The sequence below is a fragment of the Streptomyces griseorubiginosus genome, assembly GCF_017614965.1.
Lineage (GTDB): Bacteria > Actinomycetota > Actinomycetes > Streptomycetales > Streptomycetaceae > Streptomyces > Streptomyces griseorubiginosus_B.
Window position 1 is genome coordinate 1 of sequence record NZ_WVUG01000295.1, and the last position, 10,986, is coordinate 10,986.

Genomic DNA, 10,986 nt, shown 5'->3' on the forward strand with positions numbered 1-10,986 from the left:
GTGGGGGTCGCTGCCGGACCGGTCGAGGCGGGGGTGCTCGGACGGGTGGTGACCGTCGCGGACTGGGCGCCCTGGGAGGGCTTGTCGTCCTTGGGCTCGTCCTTGGGGGACTTCGAGGGCGACGGGGAGGCCGAGGGGTCGGCGGTGGACGCGGGAGCGCCCGTGGCCGTCCTGTCGGCCGCCGGCTTCGCGGTGGTGTCCGCCTCCTTCGAGGCGTCGCCGTCCGCCGAGTCGCCCCCGGCCGCGGCCGGGTTCGGGGTGGAGAAGGGCGCGTCCATGCCCAGCTCGGCGAGGCTGAGTCCGCCCGCCGCCAGCACGACCGCCGTGACGACCAGCAGCGTCCGCCGACGTCGGCGCCGATGCGCCGCGGCCTTGCGGTCACGCCGGCTCGCGGCACCCCCGGGACCCGTGGAACCGGCCGCGTCGGCCTCCTCCGCGTCCGCGCCGCGGCCGGCCCGGCCGCGTCCACGCCCCCGGCTCTGCGCGCGCCGCGCCGCCCGGCCCCCGGTCGGGGCGGCCGCCTCCCGGTGGTCGTCCTCGGTGCCGTGGTCCTCGGTGCCGTCGCCCTCCGTGCCGCCACCCTCGGTGCCGTCGTCCTCGTCGTCGTACGGGCTCTCGTCGCCGTAGCCGTCGTACGCGGGCACGCGCGCGTGTTCCGTCTGCGCGCGGAGCTCTTCGAGGGACGCGCCGCAGCCCGGGCAGGCGAGGGCGCCGTTGAGGTGCCGTCGGCACGGGTGGCAGTAGTCCATGACGCGGGAAGACTAAGTTCCTGACCGGTCACGTTCCTAGGCACGCCTGTGAAGGTTGTGTGGTGAACGACCCGTTGCGGCGTGGCGAGTTGAGGCATCCTTCCCGATCGCCCCGAAACCGCCGTCGAAAGCCGCACCGAAAGCGGTGTCGAAACTGTTATGCGTTCGACCCATTGACACTCCCCATACCCCGTCCTTACTGTCACGCCAGCATTTCGAACGTGTGACGAAATATCGAACAGCTGAGGGGCAATCTCCGTGCGTATCACCGGAATCAGCACACACGTGGTCGGGACGCCCTGGCGCAACCTGACCTACGTCCAGGTGCACACCGACGAAGGGATCACGGGAGTCGGCGAGACCCGGATGCTCGGTCACACCGACGCGCTGATCGGCTATCTGCGTGAGGCGGAGGCCAACCACATTCTGGGCTCCGACCCGTTCGCGGTGGAAGACCTCGTGCGCCGGATGAAGTACGGCGACTACGGCCGCGCGGGTGAGATCGTGATGTCCGGCATCGCGGTGATCGAGATGGCCTGCTGGGACATCAAGGGCAAGGCCCTGGGCGTGCCCGTCTGGCAGCTGCTGGGCGGCAAGGTCACCGACAAGGTCAAGGCGTACGCCAACGGCTGGTACACCACGGAGCGGACGCCGGAGGCCTACCACAAGGCCGCCCAGGGGGTCATGGAGCGCGGCTACAAGGCGCTGAAGATCGACCCCTTCGGCACCGGCCACTTCGAGCTGGACCACGAGCAGACGCTGTACGCGGTCTCCCTGATCGAGGCCGTGCGCGACGCGATCGGCCCCGACGCCGAGCTGATGCTGGAGATGCACGGCCGCTTCTCCCCCGCCACCGCCGTCCGGCTGGCGAACGAGCTGGCGCCCTTCAAGCCCGCGTGGCTGGAGGAGCCCTGCCCGCCGGAGAACCTGAAGGCGCTGGAGAAGGTCGCCGCCAAGGTCGACATCCCGGTCGCCACCGGTGAGCGCATCCACGACCGGATCGAGTTCCGCGAGCTCTTCGAGAGCCAGGCCGTCGACATCATCCAGCCGGACGTCGGCCACATCGGCGGCATCTGGGAGACGCGCAAGCTCGCCGCCACCGCCGAGACCCACTACATGCTCGTCGCCCCGCACAACGTGGGCGGCTCGGTGCTCACCGCCGCCTCGCTCCAGGTCGGTTTCACCTCCCCGAACTTCAAGATCCTGGAGCACTTCAACGACTTCGCCGACGCGGAGATCAAGAAGGTGGTCAAGGGCGCGCCGGAGGTCGTGGACGGCTACTTCCACCTCTCCGACGCGCCGGGTCTCGGGGTCGAGCTGGACGTGGACGCGGCCGCCGAGTTCCCGCAGCAGCAGGCGCGTTTCGACCTGTGGGCCGAGGGCTGGGAGCAGCGCAAGCCCAAGGGCACCAAGTGAGCAGCGCCGTCGTCATCGAGGCGCCCGGCGAGCACCGGCTCACCGAGCACACGCCTCGGCCGCCGGAGGCCGGCGAGGCCCTGGTCCGCGTCCACGCGGTCGGCATCTGCGGCAGCGACCGCGAGGTGTACCAGGGCAACCGGCCCGAGGGGTACGTCCGCTACCCGGTCACCCCGGGTCACGAGTGGTCCGGGACGGTCGAGACGGTCGGGGCCGGGGTGCCTTCGAGTCTTGTCGGCCGCAAGGTCGTCGGCGAGGGCTTCCGCAACTGCCAGGTCTGCGATCGTTGTCATGCGGGCGAGACCACGCTGTGCACGGCCGGGTACGAGGAGACCGGGTTCACCGAGCCGGGCGCCATGGCCGCCACGCTCACCCTGCCGGCCCGGTTGCTGCACGTCCTGCCCGACGACGCCGATCTGACGGCCGCCGCGCTCCTGGAGCCGGCCGCCTGTATCGCCGCCGCCGCGCTCAAGGCGAACGCGCTGCCGGGTGAGCGGGTCGCGGTCGTGGGCACGGGGACGCTCGGGATGTTCGCCGTTCAGTTCCTGAAGGCGGGCTCCCCGGCGGAGCTGCTGGTGGTGGGGACGCGGCCCGACCGGGCGGGGCTTTCGAAAGCTTTCGGTGCCACCGACTTCCGCACGAAGGACCAGGAGCTCCCCGACGACTTCGACGTGGTGATCGAGACCGCCGGGTCCGCGTCCGCCGCGCGCACCGCCGCCTCCCTGCTCAGGCGCGGCGGACGCCTGGTCCTGACGGGCATCCCGGCGCCGGGCGCCGAGGGTCTCGACCCGACCGATCTCGTCGTACGGCAGCTGGAGGTGCACACCGTCTTCGGGGCACCGCCGGACGCCTGGGCGCACACGGTGCGGGTGTTCGGAGCCGGGCTGCTCGATCCCCTGCCCCTGGTCACGCACGAGCTGCCGCTGGAGGAGTTCCCGCAGGCGATCGAGCTGGTGGGGTCCGGCGATCCGAAGGTGGGCAAGGTGCTGCTCCGCCCCTAGACGTACGCCGGTACGGGGGCGACCTGACGGTCTCCGTACCGGCGTACACCAGCCCCCCATGACCTGAGCCGCGAACCTCGTCCGAAATATCGAACACGAAGGACAGCTTGTGACGACCGACGCTTCCGCCTCGGCGGCCCGCCGACCCGGTGAGCAGGTGCTCACCGCCCTCGGTCTGGGCGCGCCCGCCCTCGACCCCGCCGACGCCTCTCCGCACACCTTCCCCGGCGGCGGCAGGTGGCGCACCGAGATCCCCTCGTGCGAGGGGCCCGAAGCGCTGGCCGTCGTGCTCAAGGAGTCCTCGCTCCTGGACGTGCCCATCCACCGGATCAGCCAGGGCAGCGGGGTGTGGATGCTGACCGACGCCGAGATCACCGAGATGGTCGCGGCGACGGCCGAACGCGACATCGAGCTCTGCCTGTTCACCGGTCCGCGCGGCACCTGGGACATCGGCGGCTCGGTGCGCTCCGACTCGCGGGGGGCCGGACTGCGCGCCCGGGGCCACGACGCCGTCGCGGGATGCGTCGAAGACGCCGTGCGGGCAACGGAGTTGGGCGTCAAGTGCCTGCTCGTCGCCGACGAGGGCGTGCTGTGGACACTGCACCGGGCGCGCGAGGCGGGGATCATCCCGGCGGACACCACGCTGAAGGTCTCGGCACTGATCGGCCCGGTCAACCCCGCCTCGTACGCGGTGTACGAGCGGCTCGGCGCCGACTCCCTCAACGTGCCCAGCGACCTGACGCTGGATCACCTCACCGAGATCCGGCGGGTGTCGGCCGCCCCCATGGACATGTACATCGAGGCCCCCGACGACCTCGGCGGCTACGTCCGGATGTACGAGGTCGCCGAGCTCATCCGCCGCGGCGCACCGCTGTACCTGAAGTTCGGCCTGTCCAAGAGCCCCGGCATCTACCCGTACGGGCACCATCTGCGGGACCTGACGCTGGCCACCGCGCGGGAGCGGGTGCGACGGGGGCGGCTCGCCCTGGATCTGCTCGCCCGGCACGGAGCCGAGGGCGACATGGCACCCCTCGGCTCCCGGCTGCCCGGAACGCTCAACCGGTTCGAAACCACCGCATAACGTTCCGGAAACACCTCTTCACAAAAGAGGACGTACTCCAACAGAATCCCACAAACCCTCGGTCTCCCGCACCGCCTCAAGCGTCTACGCATCGCCAGGCCGAGTCCCGTCCCCACCCACACATCAAGGATGATGATCATGCGTACTCGCAGAGCCGCACTCGCCGCCATAGCCGGCGCCGCCTCGCTCGCCCTCACGCTGTCCGCCTGCGGGCAGAGCAGCTCGGGCGGCAGCAAGGAGAAGGCGGCCGACACCAAGGGCGGGACCATCGGCATCGCGATGCCGACCAAGTCCTCCGAGCGCTGGATCGCCGACGGCAACAACGTCGTCAAGGACCTCAAGGCCAAGGGCTACAAGACCAAGCTGGTCTACGGCGAGGACGACCCCGACACCCAGGTCTCGCAGATCGAGAACCTGATCACGCAGGGCGTCAAGGGCCTGATCATCGCGGCCATCGACAACAAGTCCCTGAACAACGTGCTTCAGGAGGCCGCGTCGGCCAACATCCCGGTCATCGCCTACGACCGCCTCATCCTCGGCACCAAGAACGTCGACTACTACGCCTCGTTCGACAACGAGAAGGTCGGCGTGCTGCAGGGCACGTACATCATCCAGAAGCTCGGTCTGGACAAGGGCAAGAAGGGCCCGTTCAACATCGAGCTGTTCGCCGGCTCCAACGACGACAACAACACCAAGTACTTCTTCAACGGCGCGATGAGCGTGCTGCAGCCGTACATCGACAAGAAGCAACTGGTGGTCAGGTCCAAGCAGACCGCCCTCAACCAGGTCACCACCCTGCGCTGGGACGGCGCAACCGCCCAGAAGCGCATGGAGGACATCCTGACCTCCACGTACTCCAGCGCCAAGGTCGACGCGGTCCTCTCGCCGTACGACGGCATCTCCATCGGCATCCTCGCCGCCCTGAAGTCGGACGGCTACGGCTCGGCGAGCAAGCCGCTGCCGGTCATCACCGGCCAGGACGCCGAGCTCGCCTCGGTGAAGTCGATCATCGCGGGCCAGCAGACGCAGACCGTCTACAAGGACACCCGCAAGCTCGCCGACGTGGCCGCGGCCATGGTGGACGACGTCCTCAACAAGAAGACGCCCCAGACCAACGACACCAAGACCTACGACAACGGCACCAAGGTCGTCCCCGCCATGCTGCTGCAGCCGGTGAGCGTGGACAAGACCAACTACGAGGACGTCCTCGTCAAGGGCGGCTACTACACCGACGCCGAACTCAAGTAACCCCGCCCACCTACTGATTGGAAGGCACGACCATGGCGGGACCCGTCCTGGAAATGCGCTCTATCGTCAAGACCTTTCCCGGCGTCAAGGCGCTGTCGGACGTCACACTGACCGTCCGTCAGGGCGAGGTCCACGCCATCTGCGGGGAGAACGGCGCCGGCAAGTCCACCCTGATGAAGGTGCTCTCCGGCGTCCATCCGCACGGCTCCTACGAGGGCGAGATCCTCTTCGAGGGAGAGGTCTGCGAGTTCAAGGACATCCGGGCCAGTGAGCACCGGGGCATCGTGATCATCCACCAGGAGCTGGCGCTGTCGCCGTACCTCTCCCTGGCGGAGAACATCTTCCTCGGCAACGAGCACGCCAAGGGCGGGTTCATCGACTGGCGGGAGACCCTGCGGCACGCCACCGAACTGCTGCGCCGGGTCGGTCTGGAGGACCACCCGGAGACCCGCGTCGCCGACATCGGCGTGGGCAAGCAGCAGCTGGTGGAGATCGCGAAGGCGCTGTCGAAGAAGGTCAAGCTGCTCATCCTGGATGAGCCGACAGCGGCCCTGAACGACGAGGACAGCGACAAACTCCTCAATCTCATCCTGGAGCTGAAGAACCAGGGCATCACCTCGATCATCATCTCCCACAAGCTCAACGAGATCCGCAAGGTGGCCGACTCGGTGACCATCCTGCGCGACGGGCGGTCCATCGAGACGCTCGACGTGAAGGCGGCGGAGACCACCGAGGACCGGATCATCTCCGGCATGGTCGGCCGCGACCTCGACCACCGCTTCCCCGAGCGCACCCCGCACGAGGCGGCGGACCCGAAGGCGGCGCCAGCGCTGGAGATCCGCAACTGGACCGTGCACCACCCCATCGACCAGCAGCGCAAGGTGGTCGACGACGTCTCGATCAACGTGCGCCGCGGCGAGATCGTGGGCATCGCGGGCCTGATGGGCGCCGGCCGCACCGAACTGGCGATGAGCGTGTTCGGGCGCACCTACGGCCGGTACGCGGGCGGCACGGTCCTCAAGGACGGCACGGAGATCCGTACCAAGACCGTCTCGGAGGCGGTCGACAACGGCATCGCGTACGTCACCGAGGATCGCAAGCACTACGGCCTCAACCTCATCGACACCATCAACCGCAACATCTCGCTGACCGCGCTCACCAAGGTCGCCAAGCGGGGCGTGGTCGACGAGCACGAGGAGCGGCAGGTCGCCGAGGGCTTCCGCAAGTCCATGAACATCAAGGCGCCGACCGTCTTCGAGCCGGTGGGCAAGCTGTCCGGCGGCAACCAGCAGAAGGTCGTCCTCAGCAAGTGGATCTTCGCGGGTCCGGACGTGCTGATCCTGGACGAGCCCACGCGCGGTATCGACGTGGGCGCCAAGTACGAGATCTACACGGTCATCGACCAGCTGGCCGCCCAGGGCAAGGCGGTCGTCTTCATCTCCTCCGAACTGCCCGAGCTGCTCGGCATGTGCGACCGCATCTACACGATGGCCGCCGGGCGGCTGACGGGTGAGGTTCCGCGGGCCGAGGCCACGCAGGAAGTGCTGATGCGCCACATGACAAAGGACAAAGAGGTATCGCGATGAGCACGGACGTCACCGACAAGGTCTCGGCGGCCCCGCCGCCGGGCAAGGACGGCTCGGGCGGCGGCGGCCTGGCGCACCTGGTGCTCGACCTGGTGCAGCTGGTGCTGGGCGGGCTGCGCCGCAACATGCGCCAGTACGGCATGCTGATCGCGCTGGGCCTGATCGTCGTCCTCTTCCAGGTCTGGACGGGCGGGGACCTGCTGCTGCCGCGCAACGTCTCCAACCTGGTGCTGCAGAACAGCTACATCCTGATCCTGGCGATCGGCATGATGCTGGTCATCATCGCCGGGCACATCGACCTCTCGGTCGGCTCACTGACCGCGTTCGTGGGCGCGTTCGCCGCCGTACTGACGGTCAGTCACGGGGTGGCGTGGCCGGTCGCGTTGGTGCTGTGCCTGCTGATGGGCGCGGTGGCCGGTGCCGTACAGGGCGTGCTGATCGCCTACTTCGGCATACCGTCCTTCATCGTCACACTCGCCGGCATGCTGCTCTTCCGCGGTCTGACCGAGATCCTGCTCAAGGGCCAGACCCTCGGCCCGTTCCCGAACGGTCTGCAGAAGCTCGGCAACGGCTTCCTGCCGGCGGTCGGCCCGAACACGAACTACCACAACATCACGCTGCTGCTCGGCCTGGTGCTGATCGTGGCCGTGGTGTGGCAGGAGGTCCGTGACCGGCGGCGGCAGGCGGAGTTCTCCCTCGAGGTGGTGCCGAGGAACCTCTTCCTGCTCAAGCTGGTGGCCATCGTCGCCGCGATCCTCGCCCTGACCATGCTGCTCGCCAGCTACAACGGCGCCCCGATCATCCTGATCGTGCTCGGTGTGCTGGTGGTCGGCTACGGCTACGTCATGCGCAACGCGGTCTTCGGCCGGCACATCTACGCGATCGGCGGCAACCTGCCGGCCGCGAAGCTGTCCGGCGTCAAGGACAAGAAGGTCACCTTCTACGTCTTCCTGAACATGGGCGTGCTCGCGGCCCTGGCGGGTCTGGTGGTCGCCTCCCGTCTGAACGCGGCCTCGCCGAAGGCGGGCCTGAACTTCGAACTCGAGGCGATCGCCTCGTCGTTCATCGGTGGCGCGTCCATGAGCGGCGGTGTGGGAACCGTCCTCGGCGCGATCATCGGTGGTCTCGTCCTCGGTGTGCTGAACAACGGCATGAACCTCCTCGGCGTCGGCACCGACTGGCAACAGGTCATCAAGGGCCTCGCCCTGCTGGCCGCGGTCGGCTTCGACGTCTGGAACAAGCGCAAGTCCGGTTCGTAAAGCTCGGGCCCCGCCCGAAGCGGCGGGGCCCCACCCTTCCAAGGGAGCCGCACATGGAACTGAACAGACGCACGGTCATCGCAGGAGCCGCGGCGGCGGGACTCGCCGCGACCACCCTCGGAGCGGGTACGGCCGAGGCAGCCCCGGGAGGCAGGAAGAAGCCGGTGAAGGAGCTCTTCGGCAAGCTGGCCGACGGCACGAAGGTCTACCGCTGGTCGCTGGAGAACGGCGGGACGCGGCTGAAGGTCCTCAACTGGGGCGGTGTGGTCCAGGGTCTGGAGATCCCGGACCGGCACGGCCAGCACGCCAACGTCTCCCTCGGCTTCGACAACATCGAGGACTACGTCGCCAAGACGCCGTACTTCGGTGCCCTGATCGGCCGGTACGGCAACCGCATCGCCAAGGGCCAGTTCACCCTGGACGGCAAGAGCTACCAGCTGTCCGTGAACGACGGCGTCAACCACCTGCACGGCGGCACCCAGGGCTTCGACAAGCACATCTGGGACGTCGAGCCGTTCACCAAGGGCTCCGACGTCGGCCTCCACCTGCACTACACCAGCATCGACGGCGAGATGGGCTACCCGGGCACGCTCCGGGCGAAGGTGACGTACACCCTCACCCGGCACGGCGACTGGCGCATCGACTACGAGGCCACCACCGACAAGGCCACCGTCGTCAACCTCACCAGCCACGTCTACTGGAACCTGGCCGGCGAGGGCAGCGGCACGATCGAGAACCACGAGCTCACGATCGAGGCCTCCCGCTACACGCCCACCGACTCGGGCCTGATCCCGACCGGCGAGCTGGCGAAGGTCGCCGGCACCCCGTTCGACTTCCGCAAGACCAAGACGATCGGCCGCGACATCCGCGCCGGCCACGTCCAGCAGGTGCAGGCCAAGGGCTACGACCACAACTGGGTCCTGGACAAGGGGACCACGTCCAGGCCCGAGCACGTGGCGACGCTGCGCGACCCGCGCTCCGGCCGCACCCTGAGGATCGCCACCGACCAGCCGGGCCTGCAGTTCTACTCCGGCAACTTCCTCGACGGCACCCTCACCGGCACCGGCGGCCACACCTACCGCCAGGGCGACGCCCTGTGCCTGGAGACGCAGCACTTCCCGGACTCGCCGAACCACCCGAACTTCCCGTCGACGGTGCTGCGCCCGGGACAGACGTACCGGACGTCGACGGTCCACTCGTTCGGCGTGTGACGGAGGGCACCGGGCCGGGGACGTAGAACAGGAGCGTCCGGTTCCCGAAGTCACACTAGTTTCACATCCGTTGAACGGCGCCTCAGGCGACTCCGTATCCATGGGTGGCCCGTGCTCCCCCGCGCGGGCCACCTGACACGACGGGCCCGGTCGTCCCCACCGGGCCCGCCCCATACGGAGGTTCCATGGCCGACAACGTCACCTCGCTGTTCCGCAGCAACGCGGCACACAGCCCGTCGATGGCGGCGCTGACGCGTGAGGGCGGCGACGGGACCGGCCCCGTGGACTTCTGCATTCCGTGCAATCCGTACTTCCCCACCCCGGCGATGTTCGAGGAGATGGCGGCGCGGCTGCGCGAGATCGTCACCTACTACCCGAGCAGCGCCGACACGATCACGTCCGAACTGTGCGAGCTGCTGCAACTTCCGCCGCAGTGCGTGGCGATGGGCAACGGCTCGACCGAGCTGATCACCTGGATCGACCACCTGCTGGTCCGTGAGTCCCTCGCCATCCCCGTCCCCACCTTCGGCCGCTGGACCGACCAGCCCATGGAGACCGGCAAGCGGGTCGACATGTTCCCGCTGCAGGAGTCGGGCGGCTTCGCCCTGGACCTGGCCCAGTACGCCGAGTTCATCCGCAAGCGCGGCACCCGGGTCGCGGTGATCTGCAACCCGAACAACCCCGACGGCGGCTTTCTGCAGAAGCAGCGGCTCGTGCAGTTCATGGACGCCATGGCCGACCTGGACCTGATCGTCATCGACGAGTCGTTCCTGGAGTTCGCGGACGCGGAGGCCGACCCGTCGGTCGTCCAGGAGGCCATGCTCAGGCCCAACGTGATCGTCCTGCGCAGCCTCGGCAAGAACTTCGGTCTGCACGGCATACGCTTCGGCTACCTCGTCGCCAACCCGGCGCTGGCCGGGCGGGTGCGTTCGATGCTGCCGAAGTGGAACCTCAACTCCTTCGCCGAGCACGTGGTGTTCATGCTCAAGGAGCACGGCGCGGAGTACGCGCAGAGCCTCCAGCAGATCCGCCGGGACCGTCTGGACATGGGCGGCCAGCTGTCCGCGCTCCCCGGCCTGACCGTCTACCCCTCCCAGGGCAACTTCCTCTTCGTGCGTCTGCCCGTCGGCGCCGAGGGGACCGTGGTCCGGGACCGGATGCTCACCGAGCACCGGATCCTGGTCCGTGAATGCGGCAACAAGATCGGTTCGTCCAGCCGCTTCCTGAGACTCGTGGTGCGCCCCCAGGTGGACGTGCGTCGCCTGGTGTCCGGCCTGGAACAGGTGCTCTACGGGACCAGGAGGGGAGCTGCCGTACCCGAGCTGAGCGCAGGGACCAGCTACAGCTCGGGTACGGCGGCCGTGGACCGCCTGGTCAGCGCGACCAACGGGGCGGGCATGCAGGGACTCGCGGCGATGGCCGCCGGCGGTTCGGG

General features: G+C 68.7%; 9 protein-coding genes. 8 read left to right on the forward strand and 1 reads right to left on the reverse strand.

Annotated elements, in window-relative coordinates; all coding sequences use genetic code 11:
• A partial coding sequence (locus GRC12_RS35765; protein WP_208784172.1) for an SCO2400 family protein occupies positions 1-749 on the reverse strand: 749 nt, incomplete at its 3' end.
• Positions 750-1,007: 258 nt separating this feature from the next.
• Between GRC12_RS35765 and GRC12_RS35770 the strand changes: the two genes are divergently transcribed.
• The 8 genes from GRC12_RS35770 to GRC12_RS35805 all read left to right on the forward strand — a co-directional run.
• Positions 1,008-2,165: a mandelate racemase/muconate lactonizing enzyme family protein gene (locus GRC12_RS35770; RefSeq protein ID WP_208784174.1), complete on the forward strand. Its 1,158-nt coding sequence runs from the start codon at positions 1,008-1,010 to the stop codon at positions 2,163-2,165.
• On the forward strand, positions 2,162-3,166 hold the full coding sequence (locus GRC12_RS35775; protein WP_208784176.1) for a zinc-dependent alcohol dehydrogenase: 1,005 nt from the start codon (positions 2,162-2,164) through the stop codon (positions 3,164-3,166). The genes GRC12_RS35770 and GRC12_RS35775 overlap by 4 nt, the downstream gene beginning before the upstream one ends.
• A 109-nt stretch (positions 3,167-3,275) precedes the next feature.
• Positions 3,276-4,247, forward strand: coding sequence for a hypothetical protein (locus GRC12_RS35780; protein WP_208784178.1), 972 nt, complete (start codon positions 3,276-3,278; stop codon positions 4,245-4,247).
• 138 nt (positions 4,248-4,385) lie between these two features.
• Positions 4,386-5,495 (forward strand): multiple monosaccharide ABC transporter substrate-binding protein, encoded by a 1,110-nt coding sequence (gene chvE / locus GRC12_RS35785; RefSeq protein WP_208784179.1) that lies wholly within the window; start codon positions 4,386-4,388, stop codon positions 5,493-5,495.
• Between the two features lie 32 nt (positions 5,496-5,527).
• The gene (gene mmsA, locus GRC12_RS35790) at positions 5,528-7,081 is read left to right on the forward strand and encodes a multiple monosaccharide ABC transporter ATP-binding protein (protein ID WP_208784180.1); all 1,554 of its coding nucleotides are present in this window, start codon (positions 5,528-5,530) and stop codon (positions 7,079-7,081) included.
• A complete protein-coding gene (gene mmsB / locus GRC12_RS35795) occupies positions 7,078-8,340 on the forward strand; it encodes a multiple monosaccharide ABC transporter permease (RefSeq protein WP_208784181.1) in 1,263 nt (420 codons plus the stop codon). The genes mmsA and mmsB overlap by 4 nt, the downstream gene beginning before the upstream one ends.
• A 53-nt stretch (positions 8,341-8,393) precedes the next feature.
• Complete coding sequence (locus GRC12_RS35800) at positions 8,394-9,551, forward strand: aldose epimerase family protein (RefSeq protein WP_208784182.1); 1,158 nt, start codon at positions 8,394-8,396, stop codon at positions 9,549-9,551.
• Positions 9,552-9,736: 185 nt separating this feature from the next.
• The coding region (locus GRC12_RS35805) for a pyridoxal phosphate-dependent aminotransferase (RefSeq protein WP_208784183.1) at positions 9,737-10,986 on the forward strand (1,250 nt) is incomplete at its 3' end.